Source organism: Phytoactinopolyspora limicola, from assembly GCF_011320225.1.
Lineage (GTDB): Bacteria > Actinomycetota > Actinomycetes > Jiangellales > Jiangellaceae > Phytoactinopolyspora > Phytoactinopolyspora limicola.
Genome location: NZ_JAAOEN010000004.1, coordinates 79388 through 99742, shown reverse-complemented (window position 1 = coordinate 99742; position 20355 = coordinate 79388). Strand labels below are relative to the sequence as shown.

The 20355-nt window shown below is 69.0% G+C and carries 15 protein-coding genes; 10 read left to right on the top strand and 5 right to left on the bottom strand.

Annotated elements, in window-relative coordinates; all coding sequences use genetic code 11:
• Positions 1-203 precede the first annotated feature (203 nt).
• From G8760_RS12100 to G8760_RS12070, 7 genes are read left to right on the top strand one after another with little or no spacing between them, the layout of a single operon-like run.
• Positions 204-2573, top strand: a complete 2370-nt coding sequence (locus G8760_RS12100; protein ID WP_207782281.1) for a xanthine dehydrogenase family protein molybdopterin-binding subunit — start codon at positions 204-206, stop codon at positions 2571-2573.
• A complete protein-coding gene (locus G8760_RS12095; RefSeq protein WP_166351310.1) occupies positions 2570-3451 on the top strand; it encodes an FAD binding domain-containing protein in 882 nt (293 codons plus the stop codon). The genes G8760_RS12100 and G8760_RS12095 overlap by 4 nt, the downstream gene beginning before the upstream one ends.
• A 10-nt stretch (positions 3452-3461) precedes the next feature.
• On the top strand, positions 3462-3980 hold the full coding sequence (locus G8760_RS12090) for a (2Fe-2S)-binding protein (RefSeq protein WP_166351308.1): 519 nt from the start codon (positions 3462-3464) through the stop codon (positions 3978-3980).
• Positions 3977-4894, top strand: a complete 918-nt coding sequence (locus tag G8760_RS12085; RefSeq protein ID WP_246222518.1) for an AAA family ATPase — start codon at positions 3977-3979, stop codon at positions 4892-4894. Before G8760_RS12090 ends, G8760_RS12085 begins: the two co-directional genes overlap by 4 nt.
• Positions 4891-6093 (top strand): vWA domain-containing protein, encoded by a 1203-nt coding sequence (locus tag G8760_RS12080; RefSeq protein ID WP_207782280.1) that lies wholly within the window; start codon positions 4891-4893, stop codon positions 6091-6093. The genes G8760_RS12085 and G8760_RS12080 overlap by 4 nt, the downstream gene beginning before the upstream one ends.
• Positions 6094-6102: 9 nt before the next feature.
• On the top strand, positions 6103-7155 hold the full coding sequence (locus G8760_RS12075; protein WP_166351306.1) for an S-methyl thiohydantoin desulfurase family protein: 1053 nt from the start codon (positions 6103-6105) through the stop codon (positions 7153-7155).
• Complete coding sequence (locus G8760_RS12070; RefSeq protein ID WP_166351304.1) at positions 7152-8708, top strand: PucR family transcriptional regulator; 1557 nt, start codon at positions 7152-7154, stop codon at positions 8706-8708. Before G8760_RS12075 ends, G8760_RS12070 begins: the two co-directional genes overlap by 4 nt.
• 218 nt (positions 8709-8926) lie before the next feature.
• Here G8760_RS12070 and G8760_RS12065 read toward each other — a convergent pair whose 3' ends face one another.
• Genes G8760_RS12065 through G8760_RS12045 form a run of 5 tightly spaced genes read right to left on the bottom strand, consistent with a single transcriptional unit; the run spans position 8927 to position 15302 of the window.
• The gene (locus G8760_RS12065) at positions 8927-11224 is read right to left on the bottom strand and encodes a xanthine dehydrogenase family protein molybdopterin-binding subunit (RefSeq protein ID WP_166351302.1); all 2298 of its coding nucleotides are present in this window, start codon (positions 11222-11224) and stop codon (positions 8927-8929) included.
• The gene (locus G8760_RS12060; RefSeq protein ID WP_166351300.1) at positions 11221-11691 is read right to left on the bottom strand and encodes a (2Fe-2S)-binding protein; all 471 of its coding nucleotides are present in this window, start codon (positions 11689-11691) and stop codon (positions 11221-11223) included. Before G8760_RS12060 ends, G8760_RS12065 begins: the two co-directional genes overlap by 4 nt.
• Before the next feature lie 10 nt (positions 11692-11701).
• Positions 11702-12565, bottom strand: coding sequence for an FAD binding domain-containing protein (locus tag G8760_RS12055; RefSeq protein ID WP_166351298.1), 864 nt, complete (start codon positions 12563-12565; stop codon positions 11702-11704).
• Between the two features lie 15 nt (positions 12566-12580).
• Positions 12581-13690, bottom strand: coding sequence for an S-methyl thiohydantoin desulfurase family protein (locus G8760_RS12050; protein ID WP_166351296.1), 1110 nt, complete (start codon positions 13688-13690; stop codon positions 12581-12583).
• A 58-nt stretch (positions 13691-13748) separates the two neighbouring features.
• Complete coding sequence (locus G8760_RS12045; protein WP_166351293.1) at positions 13749-15302, bottom strand: hydantoinase/oxoprolinase N-terminal domain-containing protein; 1554 nt, start codon at positions 15300-15302, stop codon at positions 13749-13751.
• Positions 15303-15616: 314 nt separating this feature from the next.
• On the opposite strand from G8760_RS12045, the gene G8760_RS12040 reads away from it, so the two are divergent.
• The 3 genes from G8760_RS12040 to pyk all read left to right on the top strand — a co-directional run bounded on the left by G8760_RS12040 (position 15617) and on the right by pyk (position 19946).
• Entirely contained in the window at positions 15617-17296 is a 1680-nt protein-coding gene (locus tag G8760_RS12040) for a PucR family transcriptional regulator (RefSeq protein WP_166351291.1), read from the top strand.
• 85 nt (positions 17297-17381) lie between these two features.
• On the top strand, positions 17382-18389 hold the full coding sequence (fgd, locus tag G8760_RS12035; protein WP_166351289.1) for a glucose-6-phosphate dehydrogenase (coenzyme-F420): 1008 nt from the start codon (positions 17382-17384) through the stop codon (positions 18387-18389).
• 117 nt (positions 18390-18506) lie between these two features.
• Entirely contained in the window at positions 18507-19946 is a 1440-nt protein-coding gene (gene pyk / locus G8760_RS12030; RefSeq protein ID WP_166351287.1) for a pyruvate kinase, read from the top strand.
• Positions 19947-20355: the final 409 nt, after the last annotated feature.

Genomic DNA, 20355 nt, shown 5'->3' with positions numbered 1-20355 from the left:
GCATCAGTGGCCAGGCGAACGTGCGCGATGCACAAGACCGGCCGGCGGGCCTTGCCAGCGTGCACAATGCGCTCGCGCGAGCCGGGGGCCAGGCTGGGAGCACACCGAGGCGCCAGGTGCTGTCGCGGGTACGACGGAGTCGCCGTCGTCCCCCGGTTCACCGGCGCCAGCGAACCCACTCAACACGTTGGAGAGTGACAATCGTGGCCGAGCAGAGTGCTGCCGGGCTGATCGGAGCTCGGGTACGACGACAAGAGGATCCGCGGCTACTCACGGGCCGGGCGCAGTTCGTCGACGATGTCCGATTACCCGGCATGCTCAACGCCGCCGTGCTGCGAAGCCCGGTGCCGCATGCCCGCATCGTCCGGATCGACGTCAGCCGGGCCCTGGCACATCCAGGGGTGTACGCGGTGGTCACCGGGGACGAAGTGCGGGCGGCGGTGGCCACCCCGCAGCCGGTGATCTGGCGGATGATCCCCGATCAGCGGATGACCGACGGCTACCCGTTGGCGGTGGGGAAGGCGCGCTACGTCGGGCAGGGAATCGCCGCCGTCGCGGCCACCGACCGGGCCACCGCCGAAGACGCGCTGGAGCTGATCGACGTCGAGTACGACGAGCTGCCGGCGGTGACCACGTTGGAAGAGGCGCTGGCCGAGGATGCGCCGAAGCTCTACGACGAGTGGCCGGACAACGTGAGCTGCCGCGCCACCATCCCGAAGGGCGATGTCGAAGCGGCGTTCGCCGAGGCCGACGTCGTTGTCCGGGAGACGTTCCGCTTCGCCCGGCAGATGGGAACTCCGCTGGAAACGCGGGGTGTGGTCGCTACCTGGGATCCGTTCACCGACCGGCTCGACGTGTGGCTGTCGACGCAGTCACCCAATCTCGCCCGGGACCTGTTCGGCGAGGTGCTGGACGTGTCGGTGGACAAGATCCGGGTCCGGGTGCCCGACGTCGGCGGCGGATTCGGCAACAAGTTCGACTTCTACGGCGAGGAAGTGGTCGCGGCCATTCTGTCCAAGCGCACGGGGCGGCCGGTCAAGCTGATCGAGGACCGGTTGGAGAGTTTCGTCGCCAACGCACACTCGCGGGAGCAGAAGGTGGAGGTGGAGCTGGCGGCCACCAGCGACGGCCGGATCACCGGCCTGCGCGGCACGGTGTACGCCGTGCTCGGTGGGCAGCTGGCCACCGTCGGGATCGGCCCGTGCTGGCTGACCGCCGCGCTGATGAGCGGGCCGTACGACATCGCCAACGTCGAAGCGTCCGTTGTGGGTGTGGTGACCAACCGCTCGCCGTACGGCTCCTACCGTGGCTGGGGGCAGCCGAAGTCGAACTTCGCCCACGAACGGATGGTGGATCTGCTGGCCCGGCGGCTGGACATGGATCCGTTGGATGTGCGGCGGAAGAATCTCATCCCGGCTGACGCGTTCCCCTACGCCAGCCCGGTCTTCTTCTATGACGGCGGCCGCTACGACGAATGCCTCGGCCTCGCCACGGACGCCGTGCGCGACCGCGGCTGGCTGCGCCGACGGGACGAGGCCCGGGGCTCCGGCCGCACCGTGGGGATCGGCTACTCGTTCCATGTCGAGATCACCGCGCTGGGGCCCAGCCGGATCATGAACATGGCCGGGTTGCAGCACTCGGCGTTCGACGAAGAGGTCGTGCGGATCGATTCCAGCGGACGGGTCACGGTGTATACCGGGCAGACCGCACTCGGGCAGGGGATCCAGACCGCACTCGCCCAGGTGGCCGCCGAGCAGCTGGGAGTACCACTCGACGACGTCACGGTGGTTGTCGGTGACACCGATACCTGCCCTTACACGGGATACGGAACGGGGGCTAGTCGGGCGGCGTCGTTGGGCGGCGGGGCGGTGTTGACCGCGTCGAAGCGGCTCAAGGAGAAGGTGTTGCGGATCGCCGGTGGCATGCTCGAGGCCGCACCGGAAGATCTGGTGGTGGCCGACGGCCGGATCTCCGTGGTGGGGGTGCCGGATCGGTCGGTGAGTATGGCCGAGATCGGTGATGCCGCCTACCGGCGGATCAACGGCCGGCTCCCCGAAGACGAGGTGCCCACCCTCGAGGAACGAGAGGTCTTCGATCCGCCCAATGTCGCCTTCTCGTATGGCTGCACCGCGGTGCTGGCCGACGTGGACCGGGAGACCGGCGAGGTGCGGCTGCTGGACTACCTGATCGCCCACGACTGCGGCACCGTCATCAACCCGCTGATCGTCGACGGCCAGCTCCACGGTGGCGCCGCGCAGGCCATCGGCGGCGCCCTGTACGAGGAACTGGTGTACGGCCCGGACGGACAGATCCAGACCACCACGTTCATGGACTATCTGATGCCGACGGCGAGTGAGATCCCGGCGTTCGAGTTGCTGCACATGGAAACCCCCGCCGAGCACATCCCGGGCGGGTTCAAAGGTATGGGGGAAGGTGGAACGATCGGCGGCGCGGCGGCGATCGCGGGTGCGGTGGACGATGCTCTGGCCGACCTCGGAGTGGCAACCGTCGCGCTGCCGATCACCCCACCCCGGCTTCTGGCCGCGATGCGAAATGGGCAGGTGCAAGCATGAAGGCCGCAGCGTTCGACTATCACCGGGCGACGTCCGTCGACGACGCCATCCAGCAGCTCGGTGCCGCCGACGATGCCAAGGTCCTCGCGGGCGGGCAGAGCCTGGTGCCGTTGTTGGCGATGCGGTTGGCCCGGCCGACCGTGCTGGTGGACCTGAACCGGCTGGCCGACCTGGCCTACGTCCGTCGCGAGAACGGAGAGCTCGCCATCGGCGCGTTGACCAGGCACCGCACGGTGGAGACGGCTGAGCTGGTGCGGCGCGACGTCCCGTTGCTGGCCGACGCGCTGGCGCACGTCGGGCACGTCACCATCCGCAACCGGGGCACCATCGGCGGCAGCATCGCACACGGCGATCCGGCCGCCGAGTTGCCCGCGGTGGCGGTTGCATTGGACGCGACGTTCCGGCTGCGTGGCCCCGGAGGGGAGCGCAGCGTCGCCGCCGGGGACTTCTTCTTCGGTTATCTGATGACGGCGCTGGAACCCGACGAGCTGTTGACCGAGATCCGCTGGCCGGTGCTGCCCCAGGGGACCGGCTGCGCGGTCGAAGAGCTCACCCGCCGCAACGGCGACTTCGCGCTGGTGGCGGTCTTCGCCGCGTTGACTATGGGGGCCGACGGTGTCTGCACTCAGGCCCGGATCTCGGTGGCTGGTGCGGCCGCCGCACCGCTGCGGGCCGACAACGCGGAGCAGGCGCTGATCGGCTCCCGGGTCAGCGCCGCCGATGCCGGTGCGGCCGCCGACCGGCTCGCGGCGGCGACCGATCCGCCCAACGATATCCACGCCCCCGCTGACTACCGCCGGGAGATGGCCGCGGTGCTGGGCCGCCGGGCGATTCAGCGGGCGTGGGCCCAAGCCAACCGAACGAATGCCGGCGAGTAGAGGTGAGCTGATGAGCGACCACGTGAACGGCGCGGCCGAGGGCACGGTGGCCAACAAGGTCCCGGTGACCATCACCGTCAACGGTAGGACCCATCGGGCCGACTGCGAACCGCGTACCACCCTGGCCGACTTCCTCCGCGAAGATCTCGGCTACACGGGTGTGCACCTCGGCTGTGAACACGGCGTGTGTGGTGCGTGTACGGTCCAACTGGACGGCAGCACGGCCCGATCCTGCTGCATGCTGGCCGTGCAGGCGGACGGCTCCGAGGTGACCACCGTGGAAGGCCTGGCCGAGGACGGCCAGCTGCATCCGCTGCAGGAGGCGTTCTGGAACCGGCACGGCCTGCAGTGTGGCTTCTGCACGCCGGGGATGTTGATGACCGCGTGTGAACTGCTGGCCGACAATCCCGACCCGTCGGCCGAGGAAATCCGGGAGGGGATCTCGGGGAACCTGTGCCGGTGTACCGGTTACCAGTTCATCGTCGAATCCATCCAGGAAGCCGCGCCGAAGATGAGACCGGCCACGTGAGTGTCCCCGTCGTCGAGCCGCATCCGGCGTTCCCCTCCATCGCCGAGCTGGAGCAGGCGTTGCGCGGCGCGGACTACCTGCCGGACCACGGGCTGGCCACGGCGGCGTTCCTGGCCCTCGGGATGCGTCGGCCGCTGCTGCTCGAAGGTGCCGCCGGGGTAGGAAAGACCGAGGTGGCCAAGACACTCGCCCGGCTGCTGGGCGGTGAGCTGATCCGGCTGCAATGTTATGAGGGGATCGACGCCGCACAGGCGCTGTACGAGTGGGACTACCCGCGTCAGCTGCTGCACGCCCGGCTGGTGGCCGAGGGAGCGACCCGGCCCGCGCCGGACCAGCCGGCGCAGCGGATGGCCGAACTCTACGGCCCCGATTTCCTGCTGGAGCGGCCCCTGCTGAAGGCCATCCGGGCCGGTGGCCGGGCCGTGTTGCTACTCGACGAGCTGGACCGGGCCGATGACGAGTTCGAGGCGTTCTTACTGGAGATCTTGGCCGACTTCGCCGTGACGGTGCCCGAACTGGGCACGGTGGCCGCCGAGACCCCACCGGTGGTGATCATTACGTCGAACCGGACCCGCGAACTGCACGACGCGCTGAAGCGGCGTTGCCTGTATCACTGGATCGACTACCCGGAACCGGACCGCGAAGTAGAGATCATCCGGCTACGAGTCCCCGGCGTGTCGGCGGAGCTCGCCACGGCGGTAGCAGCCACGGTTCAGCACATTCGTGGGCTCGACCTGGTGAAGCCACCCGGGGTGGCCGAGGCCATCGACTGGGCGGCCGCACTCACCCTCGTCGGAGCCGCCGAGCTGGACCCGGCGCTGGCCGCCGCCACGGTCGGCTCGGTGGTGAAACACCGCGAAGACCTGGATCGGGTGCGGACGATGCTGGTCGGCGACGGCGGTGAGCGCAGGTGACCCGTCAGCCGGATCAAGGCCGGCACGGCGTGGACGGGCACCGCGAGCTCACCGGGTTCGGTACCGCCCTGCGGCGGGCCGGTGTACCCGCCGACCCGGCGCGGATGGTCGAGTTCTGCCGAGCCGCGGTGCTCGCCGGTCCGGACGAGTTGTTCTGGGCCGGGCGGGTCACCCTGGTGTCCCGCCCGGCCGACCTGCCGGTGTACGACCGCGTCTTCGCCGAATACTTCGGTGGCAGCCGGGCGGTGTCGCGTGACCTGCTGGCCCGGCCCGCGGAGTCCAACCGGTTGGCCGATCTCGACCGCGATTCCTCCGGTGGTGGGGGAGAACCCGACAGCGTGGCCAGTTCGGTGGAGGTGCTACGGCGGAAGGACTTCGCCGCTCTCACCAGCGACGAGCTGGCGCGTCTAGCCGCCGTGCTGGCCAGGCTGGAGATCACCGTTCCGAGGCGGCGCACCCGGCGCTGGAAACCCGCCATCCGCGGCCGGCCCGACCTGCGTCGCACCACCCGGTTGGCGTTGCGCCACGCCGGTGAGCCGGTGGTGTTGTGTACCCGTACCCGCCGGATCCGGCCGCGGAGACTGGTGTTTCTCCTGGATGTGTCGCATTCGATGGCCGGGTACGCGCGCGCGTTGCTGATGTTCGCCCATGCCGGACTTCGCAGCGCCGGCCCGGTCGAGGTGTTCTGCTTCGGCACCCGGCTGACCCGCCTGACCGTCGCGCTCTCCCATTCCACCCCGGATTTCGTGCTGCGTCGTGCCGCCGATGTTGTCCTCGACTGGGACGGCGGCACCCGGATCGGAGAATCGGTGGGTCAGTTTCTCGACCGATATGGGCAGGCCGGGATGGCCCGCGGCGCCGTCGTCGTGATGTGTTCGGACGGCTTGGAGACGGGGGACCCGGACGTGCTGGGCCGGCAGATGGCCCGGCTGTCGCGGCTGGCGTATCAGGTGGTGTGGCTGAATCCGTTGAGCGCCGCGGATGGCTACGAGCCGTTGGCCCGCGGGATGCGGGCCGCCCTGCCGCACGTCGACGTGTTCTCCAGCGGGCACAACCTAGCCGATCTCGAAACCCTCGCGTCGGTCCTCCACCAATCCGGTGATCAAAGTCAAGATCCGGTCGCTATAGCGACGCGAAACCGGCAACGATCACCGGGCGCTGGGCGACGTCCGGCGGGCGGCTCCGGCGCCGCACACTAGAGTTTCACCATGTGGGAGCTGCAGGCCGACGATGTCGGCGCGCTCGCGCGCGGCGCTGCCCTTGTTGGTGGCGGCGGGGGCGGGTCCACCCGGGCGGCGGCGCTGGTCGCCGAACGGGCCCTCCAACGGTCCGGACCGCTTCATGTCGTCGAGGCCGGGGAGCTGGCCCCCGACGCCCACGGCGCTGCACTCGGCCTCGTGGGCTCGGTCACGGTGTTCGAGGAGAAGCCCCTCTCCGGTGCCGAGTTCACGACGGCGGTACGAGCCCTGGAACGTTACACCGGTATCCGGCTCGACGCGGTACTCGGTTTCGAAGCGGCCGGGGTCAACGCCCTGCTGGCCGTGGCGGCGGCCGCCGCTCTCGAGCTACCCCTCGTCGACGCCGACGGCATGGGACGCGCCTTTCCACAACTCGACCAGACCGTGTTCACCCTGCACGGACTCGCGGTCTCGCCCATGGTCCTGTCCGGTGGCAGCGGTGCGTTGGCGGTCCTCGACGGGGTGGACGGCCTCCTGGGCGAGCAGCTGGCCCGGTCCGCCGTGGTGACCATGGGCGGCTGGGCGATGGTGGTCTTCGCCCCACAGAGCGGTGCGGACCTGGCCCGATACGCGATCACCGGCACCATCCGCCGGGCGATCGAACTCGGCCGGCTGCTCGGCTCCGGCACCATCGACGCGATTCTCACCCGGCACGGCGGGCGGGCCCTGTTCCGCGGGCGCGTCGTGGACGTCATACGGGACTCACACGGCCGGTTCGGCGGTGGCAGCGCCGTTCTCGAGCACCTCGACGGTGGACGTTACCTGCGGGTGGAGTTCCAGAACGAGAACCTGCTGGTTTTGGAGAACGGCGAGGTACGCGCGTGTGTGCCCGACATCATCTGCCTGTTGGAGGCCGACCGCTGTGTCCCGGTGACCAGCGAACGGCTGCGGTACGGCCTGGAACTCGACGTCATCACGCTCCCATGCGCCCCGGCCTGGCGCACCCCGGCTGGTCTGGGCCTGGTCGGACCACGTGCCTTCGGCTACGACGTTCCGTACGCCATTCCGCGAGGTGAACGGTGAACACTCATCGCCCGCTCCTCACCTTTCGCCAGTTGCTGCGCTTGGAGGATCTTGCCGGGTACGAACTGACCTCCGGCGAGGCCAACGTAGACCGCGAAGTCCGCGACGTCGTGGTGGCTCGTGCCGGTGTCGACCTGCCGTCCGATGCGGTGGTGGTGGCGCCATATCGGCGGGGCGCTGGGTATGAAGCCGAACTCTTGCTGCGTAAGGCCGACACCAGTGGTGTCGTCGCCGTTGTCCTCGTGGGAGCCGGCCGGCTGATGTTGTCCACCCGTCGCCTCGCCGAGAACCTGCGGATGCCCCTGCTGACGCTTGCCGACGGCGACCCTCTCCACGTGGCGTGGCGGCTGTCCCGGCATGTCCACGAACCCGAGTGGCTCGGCGCCGAACTCGTGTCCGGCATGCTCCACCGCCTGCGGGCCCCGCTGAGCCGGCTCAGCGACTTGATCACCGTGGTGGAGACGGAGCTGAACGCTACGGCGGCCATCGTCAACACGGAGGGGTCGGTGGTAGCCGGTGTGTTGCCGGAGACCGAGTTGCCGGCCACGATCTTCAACCGGCCAGTGGCAGAACGGATAGATCACGCCGATGGGCATCTGCTGTGTGTGCCCGTGTTCGTCGACAACCTACGGCGCCCGGAACTCTGGCTGCTGGCCCAGGTTCCGGTATCGCACCAGTGGTGGCTCGAGGCGTCGTCGCAGGCTCTGTCGGCCGCCGCGCTGGCCGTGGCGAGCTGGACGTTGCGGCAGCGGCTGGCCGGCGAACGCGACGCCCGCGATCGGAGTGCTCTGCTGGCCGAGCTCGTGGACGCCGCACCGTCGCTGTCCCCTCGGCTAGCCGAGCGGGCGGTGCAGGCCGGGTGGCGACTGGACGGCTGGCATGTGGGGATCCACATCCGGATGGCCGGTGATGCTGGCGCCGTGGTGCGGGCCACCCCGCGGGTGCGGGCCGCTCTCCACGAGAACGGCCTGGACGGGCCGCTCGTTGAACACGCTGACGGTTGGGCCAGCTGGATCACCGAAGACCATGAGCCGCCCAGCGCGTCACACCGCGCTTTCACGGCGAAGATGCGCGAGGCGCTCTCCGGCTTGGCCAGCGACGTCGATGTCGTCGCCGGGATCGGCCGGCCGTACGCCGGGCCGGCGGGGATCGTCACGTCGCTGAAAGAGGCCCGAGAGGCGTGCCTGTTCGCCGGAACCGGCCGCCGTCGCCACCGCGTCGAACACGTCGACGAGTTGGGGGTGCGACGGGTGCTGGCCGACTGGTATCACGCCGAGGCGTTCCGGGCGTATGCGCGGACCCTGCTCGCGCCACTGCTCGACTCCGGTGAGGAGCAGCTCCTCGAGACGCTGCGAACCTATCTGGAGTTGGAGTCGTCGGCGTCGTCGGCGGCAGCGGCGTTACGAATCCACCGCAACACGGTGGCCTACCGGATCAACCGGATCGAGCAACTGCTCGCGATGAATCTCGCCGCACCGGACAACCGGCTGGTGTTGCAGTTGGCCTGCCGGGTTCTGCAGGGCGTGGACGACACCATGCCACCGGCCCGCTAGGAGTTCGCGCGAGTGGGATCGGCTGGGGACGCCATGGGGAGGCTTGTTGCGCTGGGTCTGGTGGCAGTAAGTCTCCTTGTTGTTGCTGGGGCAGCCATAAGGAGGCTTACTGCGGTGCTGCGGTGGCCATAAGGAGGCTTACTGCGTCGACCGCCGGCGGGTGCTGCACTCCTGAATGGGTGGGGGCGATGTGGAGGCAACCCCGCCGGCGGCCGTGATCAGAGGTCGCGTGACCTCCGTCCCTCGCGCAGCGCGCGGAGCACCGCGAAGGGTGTTAGTGGGAGCTGGCGGATCGGCGTGCCGATGGCGTCGGCCACGGCGCAGGCGATCACGGCCGCTACCGGGATGATGGACGGCTCCGCGGCGCCCTTCGCACCGAGCGGCCCGTAGGGGCAGGGGTTCTCCAGGATCGCCACGTCGATCGGCGGGACGTCCAGTGAGGTGGGCAGCCGGTAGGTCTCCAGGCTTTCGTCGACCACGTGGCCGTCGTCGCTCAGCCGCAGATCCTCGAACAGGGCGTATCCGATTCCCTGAACCACACCACCGTGGATCTGGCCCTCGATCATCTGCGGGTTGATGGCTCGCCCGACATCCTGGGCGACGGCGTAGCGCAGCACGGTGACCCGGCCGGTGTCCGGATCCACCTCCACCTCGGCAAGGTGTGCATGGTAGGTGGCGGCGGCGAAGTGGGTGAACAGAGCACCCGTCATACACCCGGCATCGAACGGGATCGGCGGGGCGACGAACGCACCGGTGGCGGAGATGGGCCCCCGGGTCATCAGTGCTGTCCCCGCCACCGTCGCAAGGTCCAGCTGCCGGTCCGGCACACCGGCGACCCGTACGGCGTTGGCCACGAGTTCCAGGTCGGCTGGATCGGCCTCCAGAAGGCCGGCCGCGACGTCGAGGACCTGCTCGCGGACCTTGCCGGCCGCCTCTAGCGCGGCGTTGCCCATGCCGAACGTGGTCCGGCTGCCCTGGGCGCCGTTGTCGTAGGCGGCGGCGTCGGTGTCGGTGGGGGAGACGTTGACGTCCTCGAACCGCACACCCAGCTGTTCGGCCACGATCTGCCGGATGCCGGTGGCGACGGCCCCCGAGCCGATCTCCGCCGCGGCGCTGGCGACCGTGACCGTGCCGTCTTCCTCCAGCTTGACGCCCGCACCCCCGGGGCCAGGGTTGGTGATCCAGGTCAGGGGAACCACGGCGTGCCCGCGCAAGGGGCGGCTCGCAGCGGTCAGCTCACCCCAGGGCCGGAGCCGGTCCACCGTCTGCATGGCCTCGACCAGGTAGGCGTCGTCGAGTTGCTGGCCGTTGACCATCGGCTCGCCGGCCCGCAGGAGGTTGCGCATCCGCAGCTCGCGACGGTCGACGCCGAGTTCGCGGGCGATGTGGTCCAGGTGCATCTCCTGGGCGAACACGCAGTACGGGGCGTTGACGCCGCGGAAGGCGGCGGTGGGCGGGGTGTTGGTATAGACCACTTGGCTGACGTAGCGCGCATTCGGGATCCGGTAGCTACCACCCAGCACCAAGGGAGCGACGTTCGCGCAGGCTACCGTCTCACCGCTGCTGTTCGCGCCGTTGTCGGCGATGATCAGGCCGTCTTGCGCCAGGATGGTGCCATCGGCGGCGACGGCGGTGCGGAGCCGGACCACCGCGTTCTCCCGCGGTCCGCAGGTGCGCAGCTCCTCCGCGCGGGTGTTCAGCAGCCGCACCGGCCGGCCGGCCCGCTGGGCCAGCACACACGCGATGGGTTCCAGCATCGCGTCCAGCTTTCCGCCGAAGCCCCCACCGATGGTGGGAACGACGACGCGTACGTCGGACGGGCGCACACCGAGTAGTTGCGCCACCCGCCCTCGGACGTTGAACGGGAACTGGGTGGGGGTGTGCACCACGTACCGGCCGTTCTCGTACCGGGCGACCGCGGCGTGCGGCTCGATCGAGTTCTGGTGCTGCCGCTGTGAACGGTACTCGTCCTCGACGACGAGATGAGCCTCGCGAAACGCCTGCTCGACGTCGCCACGTTCAGTACGTGCCTCCCAGGCGAGATTGCCTCGGCGCGGGCCGGGCACCAGAGTTTCGTAGCTCTCCCAGTCCGGGTGGATCAGCCGGGTGCCGTCGTCCAGGGCGGTTTCCACGTCGAGCACGGCGTCGAGCGTTTCGAGGTCGAGCTCAATGGCGGCGATGGCCGCCTCGGCCTGCGCGGCGGTGTCGGCGGCCACGGCCGCTACCGGTTCGCCGGCGTAGCGGATCTCGTCGGTGGCGAACAACGTCTGATCGCGTAGCGCGAAGAACATGCCGGACCGCCCGGGCGCGTCCGCGGCGGTGACCACCGCCCGGACGCCAGGCATCGCGGCGGCGGCGGTGACGTCGAGTCGGCGGATCCGGGCCGCGGGTACAGGTGAGCGCAAGACTCGGGCGGTGAGCGCGCCCGGTTCGGTGTAGTCCATGCCGTAGACCGCCGCACCACGAACTTTGTCGTCGCCGTCGGCTCGGCGCACGCTGGTGCCGATGACACTCATGCCTGATCTCCTCGGCCGCTGGCGGCGACGGCCGCCTCCACGATCTTGACGTAGCCCGTACACCGGCAGATGTTGCCGGTCAGAGCTTCCTTGGCGGTGGCGGCGTCGACGGCGGGTTCGGACTCCAACAGCGCGGTCAACGTCATGACGACCCCCGGGATGCAGGCGCCGCATTGCACGCCGCCATGGTCGAGTAGTGCGTCCTGGACGGGGGTGAGTGGTGCACCGGGGGCGGCGAGCCCTTCGACGGTGCGGACCGCGCGGCCGGCCACGTTGGCCACCGGGAAGAGGCAGGCCGCCACCGGCTGATCGTCGACGAGCACCGTACACGAACCGCACCGGCCCTCACCGCAGCCCAGCTTGGCCCCTTGAAGGCCGTGCTGGTCGCGTAGCACGGTGAGTAGCGGGGTCAGACCGGGGGTGGTGGCCTCGACGGTCTGGCCGTTCAGCGTGAAGGAATAGGACACGCGGGCCTCCTCAGTGGTCGATGAGCTGCGGGAGCTGGGCGACGGCGCGCCGGACCAGGGTGGGGACAACCGCCACCCGGTACCAGCCCGGTGCGTCCGGATCCTCTCGTGGGGTGAGCCCGGCGGCGACGGCTTCGCCGGCCGCCTGGGCCGCGTCGTCGTCGCCGACGGGGTGTCCGATGAGTGCCCGTGCCGGACCCAGAGTGGCCACGGGTTCCACCGCGCCGACGGCGATCCGGGCGTCATGGACGCTGCCGCCGGCGTCGACGTCAACCGAGACCGCGACGTTGGCCACGGCGTATTCACCGCCGACCCGGACGGTCAGCCGCTCGAACGCCGAGAACCGGCCAGGGGGCGCCGGGAGCCGCACCGCGGTGATCAGCTCACCGGACGGCCGTTGGTCCCGGCTGGTGAGATAGCTGGCCAGAGTGGTCCGGTGCGGCCCCTCCGGTCCGGCCAGTTCCACCTCGGCCTGGCCGGCCAGCAACGCGGGCACCAGATCCGCGGCGGCGAAGCCGGTGGCGGCGATGTTGCCGGCCAGCGTGGCCACATTGCGAACCTGCGGAAAAGCCGACAACGCCGCCGCCTGCCGCAGCGCCGTGGCGGCCGGGCCGGTGGTGATGCTGGTTAGGTCCCGGTGGGTCAGCTGCGCACCGAGTTCGACGACGTCGCCCACGCTGTACCGCCGGAGTTCGGCGATGCGGTCGAGAGATACGTAGCACCGGCGCGGCGTCTCACCGCGTAGTCCGGCTCGCATGATCCAGGTGCCACCGGCCAGCGGCATGGCGTCCGCACCGAGGTCGGTCAGCTGGCGGACGGCGTCGTCGATGGATCCGGGCGAACGTACATCAGGGGATACCACCGTGGTGAGCATCCGGTCACCTCCAGGTCAGGACGCCGCGACGGCGGCGAGTTCTTCAAACGGCACGAACTCCTCGGCCAGCCCGAACGCCGCCGGCCCGAACGTGGCCAGCGCCTCCGGTGTCCGCATGACCTCTGGAGTAGAGATGGCGAACACTCGGACCCGCTGCCCGTAGCGTAGAGACTCGGCGGTGATCGGCTCCCCGGTTTCCAGGTGCAACGTCGTGATGAGGTCCGGCACGAGAACCCGGGTCTGCCCGTCGACGCGGGCGACGAGGTACTCGTTCTGAAACTCGATGACACATGTCGACTCGGAGCCGAAGGCGGCCAGCCGGGCCGAACCACGGGTGAACCCACCCTCTGTGCTCCGTTCGACGTCGACCACCTTGCCGGTGAAGATGACCGCGCCATGCTGGTACAACGTGCCGGCCAGTTCGTCGCGGAGCGCGTCGGCGGGGTCGCGGTGGTTGCTGCGGGCGGTCCGGATGGTGCGGCCGAGGCGTAGTGCGAGCGACAACGTGTAGGGGATGGCGGTGCGCTGCACAGTGGGGCCGTCCATGGCGTATTCGGCGATGTAGCCGACACCACCCATCCGGATCGTGATCGCCCGGGCCCAGGACTCCATCTTCTTGTTGTCGTCGCCGGTCTGCACGATGGCGGTATGGCCGCGTTCGTCGGCGATGGCCAACGGCGAGCCAGGCACTCCGTAGACGGCGAACGTCTCCATCTGCAGCTCGGGGAAGGCGCGGCCCATGCCGTCGGCGTCGACCACGGGTATGCCGAGGCGAGCGGCCACGTACAACGGGATCGTCGAGTTGATGCCACCACACTCGATCGGCATCGTCGCGGTCGCCTTGCGGCCCAGGTGCTGTTCGAGCCGGCGAAGCGCGTCGATCGGCTCGTTGCCCCGGGGGAGCCGCTCCACCAGCACACTGGGGGCGCCGACGAGGGCGGTCGGAATCACCAGGTCGTCGCTGGTCAGCTCGCTGGGGTCGAGCACCCGGATCGGCCCGTGTGCCCGTAGTGCCTCGGCGACCAGCGCCCGGCCGATCTCCGGATCACCACCGCCGCCGGTGCCGAGCAGCGCGGCTCCCCGGACAAGGTCGCCGAGGTCGTCGATGGTCAGGTCGAAGGCCATGTGGTGCGTCCTTCCGTGGGCATCGTGGTTGCTTGGTGGTGGATCGTGTCGGAGCCGGTCATGACGTACGCAGGGTCAGGTCGCCGACGGCGCGCACCCGGATCCGGGTGGCGTTGCCCGGCAGGTAGGCGATGGGGACTTCATCGACGTCGACGATCTCCACGCTGGTGGCTTCGGCGCCGGCCGCCACCGCCCGGTCGACGGCTTCTTGTTTGGCGGTGTCCAACACGTCGTCCCGCTGGCCGGGTGGTACCGCGAAGATCCGGTCCACCTCACCCCCCACCTGGGCGATGGCCGCGCCGATGGCGTTGGCGACGGCGAAATGATCAGGCCGGAACACCTTGGCCGCGCCGTCGAGCTCGTCGGGAAGCAAGATGCTGCCGCCCCCGACGAGCGCCACCGGCAGCGGGGCCGGGCTGGTCCGCATGCGATCGACCACCGAGGAGACATCGCCGGCGATGACGTCGAGGCAGGCGCGGACCAGCGCGGGATCGAGGTCGCGGACGAGGCTGGCATCACCGACGTCGGCCCGCCCCGCCGCCACCGCGACGTCGGTGGCGGTGAGTGTTGTGCCGCCAAACACCATGGCCTGTTCGTGCAGCCGGTATCCGACGCTGTCCGGACCTACCGTTACCTGGCCATCGGTGGACCGGACGCGGCTGCCACCACCGATGCCTACCGACAGCACGTCGGGCATGCGGAAGTTGGTCCGTACCCCGCCGACGCTGGCCTCGGCGGTGGCCTCCCGGGGGAAACCACCTTGCAGAATGCCGACGTCGCTGGTGGTGCCGCCCACGTCGACCACCGCACACGTTTCGAGGCCGGACAGGAAGGCCGCCCCACGCATGGAGTTGGTTGGCCCGGACGCGAACGTCGCCACCGGGTAATCGCGGGCGTAGTCGACATCCATGAGGGTGCCGTCGTTCTGGCTGAGGTACAACGCCGCGGAGAACCCGGCGGTGCTGAGCGCCTGGGCGAGCCCGGTGCAGACGTTCTCGGCCAGCTCCCGCAGAGACGCGTTGATGATGGTGGCGTTCTCGCGTTCGAGCAGGCCCATCCGGCCGATCTCATGCGACATGCTGACGTGCAGGCCCGGTAGCTGCTCCAGAAGAAGCGATGCCGCCTCCTGCTCCATCTCGGCGTTGACCGGGCTGAATACCGAGGAGATCGCGATTGACCGGATGCCCAGGCTGGATAGCTCCTCGGCCACGCGCAGCAGCTCCGCGCGGTTGATCGGCGAGATGAGCCGCCCGTCGAACTCGTGTCCGCCGTGGCAGAGGTAGCCCCGGCCCCGGATCGCCGTGACCAGCCGGTCCGGCCAGCCGACCAGGGGTGGAAGGGCCGCGGTAGCCGGCAGACCGAGCCGGATGGCGGCGGTCGGGCTGAGCCGGTCCGCTTCGACGATGGCGTTGATGAAATGGGTAGTGCCGATCATCACCGCCTGGACCGATTCCGTCGGGAACGGCCGGACACGGTGCAACTCGTCGAGGGCGTTGATGATCCCGCTGGTGACATCGTTGCTGGTGGCCATCTTGGTCTCGGCGAGCACGGACGTCCCGTCGAGGAGCACGGCGTCCGTGTTGGTCCCGCCGACGTCGATCCCGATGCGCATGCAGTCACCTCGTGGTTTTCACCGCTGGAGCGGTTCAGGTCAGCTGGCGGCCATAGGGCCAGGAGCGGGCCGCCTGTGGATCGACCCTACGGACGCGGTGGTCGCGGCGTCATTGGTCAAGTTGCTCAACGCGGATGTGTGGGTTGTGCGTCATGCAGCAACAGGCTGTTCACCTCGGGGTGGCCGGGATGGGAGCCGGCGAGACGGGGCGCTATGCACAAGTGGTCGGAGAAGATCATGCAACTTGCCCAATGACGTGGGTCACGGTGGGACCTACCGTTGCCGCAACCTTGATGCCCGAAGGAGGTGGCGTGATGACTGTCCTGGTTCATGACGACGTCGAACCGGTTGGCACCCGTCGACCGCAGTTCACGGTGGTTGGTGCGACCGAACAGCACCACTCGCCCGCGACACACCTGGCTGAGGAGGCGTCGGGGCTGGACGTGACGGTTCGGCAGCTGCTGGCTGACGACTGGATCCCCCAGGTCGAGGTGCTGTCGGCGCCCATGGGTATCGATCGGCCGATCCGCCGGGTGATGATCTGGGACGCTGGAACCACGGCCGTGGCCGCCGGCGATCTTGTCCTGGCCGTTGGGGTCGACGCCACCGCGTCGGCGATGGCCGACATGGTGACCGCTGCCGGCCGGAGTGGTGCGATCGCTGTGCTGGTGAAAGGCCCGGCACAGACGTCGTGGCTACGACCGCACGCGGACCGTTCGGGAGTGGCCGTGCTGGCTGTGCCACCGTCCTACTCGTGGGATTGGATCCATCAGCGTACCCGCGGCATGCTCGCTACCAGCGCCGTCGAGTGCGGCCCAGACGCACCAGGTGATGCGCTGTTCGTCCTGGCCAACGCCGCGGCGGCCGATCTCGGTGCGCCCGTGGAGATCGACGACGCCGCATTGCGGGTCTTGGCCTTCTCCAGCCTCGGGCACCAGCTGGACGAGCTACGGACCGCGTCGATTCTGAATCGAGGTGTTCCCCCGTGGGCTCAGCAATGGTTGCGAGCCGAAGGGTTGGACCAGCGGCTGCGAGCGACGTACCAGCCGTTGTCCGTTGAACCTCCGGATAGCGCACGGCGGCTCGTGGCGCCGATCCGGGTCGGCATCGAAATCCTTGGTTACGTCTGGGTCGCGGAAACCGCCGAGCCTTTCCCGCCGGACGCTGAACTCACCGTGGAACGCGTGGCCCGCCAGGCAGCCGCCGTGATGGTGCGTGGCCAGTCGGCCGCTGGCACCGACGGGCGGGTCCGGGCCAGTCTGCTCGGCGGCGTCCTGGATGGTGCCGACCTCGTCGAGGCGCTGGTGACCAGCCTGGCCGCACCCCGAACCAGCCTGTTCCGGCTGATCGGGTTCGAGGTCACGCCACGCGACACCCCGGAGCCGGTGGATGTGCGCTGCCTGGTCGGGGTGGCCCTCATGCGGGCCGAGGCGCTCGGGTCCAGGTGCGCCGGAACCACCGTGGGCGGGCGCACCTACCTCCTGGTGGACGTCGCCGGGATCAGTGAGCGGGCGCTCTGGGCGTTGGCCGCCGAGATCGTCGAGCGGGCGGGCAACCAATTGGGCCTCGACGTCGTCGCCGCCATTGGTGACCTCGTCGGCGACCTACGGTGCCTACCGGATGCCCGCCGGACGGTCGACTGCATGCTCGGTGTGATCGTGTCGGCGCCGGAGACGCGGGTCTGCCACGCCGACGATCTGCGGCCTCAGGTGGTGTTGTCCGAGTTGCGCGACGTCGTCCGCGACCGCCCACACCTCCTGAACGGTCGCCTTTCGGTGCTGGCCGAGCTGGACCGGACCCAGAACACCGAATACATGGCGACCTTGCGGGCCTACTTCGACGCCTCGTGCGACCGGGCCCGGGCGGCGCAGATGCTGTTCGTGCACCGCAACACGCTGCGATACCGGCTCCAGAGGATCCGCGAGATCTGCGGGCTCGACCTCGACAACCCAGTGGAACGGCTCGTCGCGGAGCTGCAAGTACGCCTGGGATGACAGAAGCCGCGGCCACGGTTTGGGTGGCTCCTCGTTGACGCGGTGGCGCGGTGATACGCGACCACCTTTGACGGATGGTGATGAGATGTCTCTGAAGATCGGGTACAAAGCCTCGGCGGAACAGTTCGGTCCGCGTGAGCTGGTGGACTATGCCGTGCTAGCCGAGGATGTCGGCTTGGACAGTGTCATGATCAGCGACCACTACCAGCCCTGGCGGCATCGGGGTGGCCACGCCCCGTTCTCCCTCGCGTGGCTGGCGGCGGCCGGGGAACGGACGTCGCGGATCGAACTCGGCACGAGCGTGCTGACGGCGACGTTCCGATACAACCCGGCAGTGGTGGCGCAGGCGTTCGGCACTCTCGGTTGCCTGTACCCGGGACGGATCCTGCTGGGCGTCGGCACCGGCGAAGCGCTCAACGAGGTCGCCGTCGCCCGCATCGAATGGCCGGGTTTCAAGGAGCGCTACGCTCGGCTGCGCGAGGCCGTCGACCTGATCCGGCAGCTCTGGACCGACGAGCGGGTCAGCTTCGAGGGCGAGCATTACCAGACCACCGCGGCCACGGTCTACGACCGCCCGGACATACCTATCCCCATCTACATCGCCGCCGGTGGGCCGGTCATGGCCCGGTATGCGGGGCGGGCTGGAGACGGGTTCATCTGCACCAGCGGCAAAGGGATGGAGCTTTACACCGAGAAGCTCTTGCCGGCGGTGGCCGAGGGGGTCGAACAGAGTGGCCGGCAGCCGTCGGCGGTCGACCGGATGATCGAGATCAAGCTGTCGTTCGATCCGGACCCGAGTCAGGCGTTGGAGAACACTCGGTTCTGGGCAGCGCTGTCCTTGCCCGCCGAGCAGAAGGCCGACCTGGAGGACCCGCTGCTGATGGAGCAGGCGGCTGAGGCGTTGCCGCTGGAGCAGGTCGCTCGGCGGTGGATCGTCAGCTCCGACCCGGACGAGGTGGTGGCGGCGGTCAAACAGTACGTCGATGCCGGCTTCGAGCACTTGGTCTTCCACGGACCCGGCCACGACCAGCAGCGTTTCCTGACGAGCTTTGCCGAGCAGGTGCTGCCGGGACTGCGTGCACTCGGCGGCTGACCATCCAGGTGTGAGATGGCCGTTGGGTGACGACGGCGTGAAGGTCAGGTAGTCCGGAGCAAGGTCCGACGTGTCCGGCTCGCGGGGAGACACCGTTTGGGTCTAGAGTTGATAGACGTGCGTAGAGCCAAAATCGTCTGTACCCTCGGGCCGGCCACCGATTCGCCCGAGCGCTTGCAGGCCCTCGTCGAAGCGGGAATGGACGTTGCCCGCTTCAATCTGAGCCATGGCAGCCACGTCGAGCACGAGGAGCGGTACGCCCGCGTGCGCAAGGCGGCTGCGGAGGTCGGCCGCAACGTGGGTGTCCTCGTCGACCTTCAGGGTCCGAAGATCCGCCTTGGCACTTTCTCCCAGGGCTCTGTGCTCCTCGAACCGGGCGCCACGTTCACCATCACCACCGACGACATCTCCGGTGATGTGGAGCGCAGCTCGACCACCTATTCGGGGCTGCCCGGTGACGTCTCGCCAGGTGATCAGGTGCTGGTCGACGACGGCCGGCTGGCCTTGGAAGTCCAAGAAGTCAAGGGCAACGAAGTTGTCACCAGGGTGGTCCTGGGCGGCCGGGTCTCCAACAACAAAGGTCTCAACCTGCCCGGCACCGCGGTGAGCGTGCCGGCGATGTCCGAGAAGGACGTCGATGACCTTCGGTGGGCGTTGCGCACCGGAGCGGACATGATCGCCCTGTCGTTCGTCCGCTCGGCGGCGGATATCGAACAAGTGCACAAGATCATGGACGAGGAGCGGCTGCGGCTGCCGGTCATCGCCAAGGTCGAGAAGCCACAGGCGGTGGAGAACCTCGAGGAGATCGTCGACGCGTTCGACGGCGTCATGGTCGCCCGCGGTGATCTCGGCGTCGAGCTGGCGCTCTGGGACGTTCCCCTGGTGCAGAAGCAGGCCATCACGCTGTGCCGACGGCAGGCCAAACCGGTCATCGTGGCGACCCAGATGCTCGACTCCATGATCAACAGCCCGCGGCCGACCCGGGCCGAGACCTCAGACGTGGCCAACGCCGTACTCGACGGCGCGGACGCGGTTATGTTGTCCGGCGAGACCAGCGTCGGGAGTTACCCGATCGAGACGGTCACCACCATGGGCAAGATCGTGGAGACGGTCGAGCAGCACGGCCTGGACCGGATCCCACCGTTGGGCACCAGACCCAAAACCAAGGGTGGGGTGATCACCAGGGCCGCGGTGGAGTCGGCCGAGCTGCTGGGCGCCAAGTACATCGTCGCGTTCACGCAGAGCGGGGATTCCGCGCGACGGATGGCGCGGTTGCGCCCGATCACCCCGCTGCTCGCGTTTAGCCCGCTGGAGTCCACCCGACACCAGCTAGCGTTGGCGTGGGGTATCGAGGTGTTCACGGCCGACTACGTCGAACACACCGACGAGATGGTCAAACAGGTCGACCGAGTGCTGCTGGACCTGGGCCGTTGCGAGGAGGGTGACGTCGTGGTGATCGTCGCCGGATCCCCGCCTGGTATCCCCGGGTCGACGAATGCCATGCGGGTGCACCGGATCGGCGACGCCGTCGGCAAGGTAGCCCCCGCCTACTCCTAACCCGTTGTGCACCTGATCGTCGTTTGTGCACCTGATCTTTTCTATGGCGACGATCAGGTGCACATGTGTCGGTGACGCTGCTGGTCAACGCGCTGTAGTGTCGTCCGGTCGGATCTCACGAGGTGGACGCGGAACGATCAGGTGCACGGCAAACGTGTGCGGTCGCGCGGCGTGCATCTGATCGTCAGAGCGTCCGCCGCGCCCTTCGCGGGCGTCGGTCTCGGCGTACATTCTGGCGATACCGCCCACGGCGTCGGCTGCAATAAGCTTCCTTACGGCGCACCGCCGTGTGCAGCAAGCCTCCTTGTTGTTGCTCTGGCGACAGTAAGCGTCCTTGTGTCCGGGGCGGGGCCGCAGTAAGCCTCCTTGTTGTCGTCCGGGTGATCAACACGTTCCCTTTGGGGTGACG

Excerpts from the sequence above, each read along its gene's own strand:
- G8760_RS12055 (WP_166351298.1), bottom strand. The coding sequence starts at position 12,565 with ATGCTCACCACGGTGGTATCCCCTGATGTACGTTCGCCCGGATCCATC.
- G8760_RS12090 (WP_166351308.1), top strand. The coding sequence starts at position 3,462 with ATGAGCGACCACGTGAACGGCGCGGCCGAGGGCACGGTGGCCAACAAG.
- G8760_RS12040 (WP_166351291.1), top strand. The coding sequence starts at position 15,617 with ATGACTGTCCTGGTTCATGACGACGTCGAACCGGTTGGCACCCGTCGA.
- G8760_RS12095 (WP_166351310.1), top strand. The coding sequence starts at position 2,570 with ATGAAGGCCGCAGCGTTCGACTATCACCGGGCGACGTCCGTCGACGAC.
- fgd (WP_166351289.1), top strand. The coding sequence starts at position 17,382 with ATGTCTCTGAAGATCGGGTACAAAGCCTCGGCGGAACAGTTCGGTCCG.
- G8760_RS12050 (WP_166351296.1), bottom strand. The coding sequence starts at position 13,690 with ATGGCCTTCGACCTGACCATCGACGACCTCGGCGACCTTGTCCGGGGA.
- G8760_RS12045 (WP_166351293.1), bottom strand. The coding sequence starts at position 15,302 with ATGCGCATCGGGATCGACGTCGGCGGGACCAACACGGACGCCGTGCTC.
- G8760_RS12065 (WP_166351302.1), bottom strand. The coding sequence starts at position 11,224 with ATGAGTGTCATCGGCACCAGCGTGCGCCGAGCCGACGGCGACGACAAA.
- G8760_RS12075 (WP_166351306.1), top strand. The coding sequence starts at position 6,103 with ATGTGGGAGCTGCAGGCCGACGATGTCGGCGCGCTCGCGCGCGGCGCT.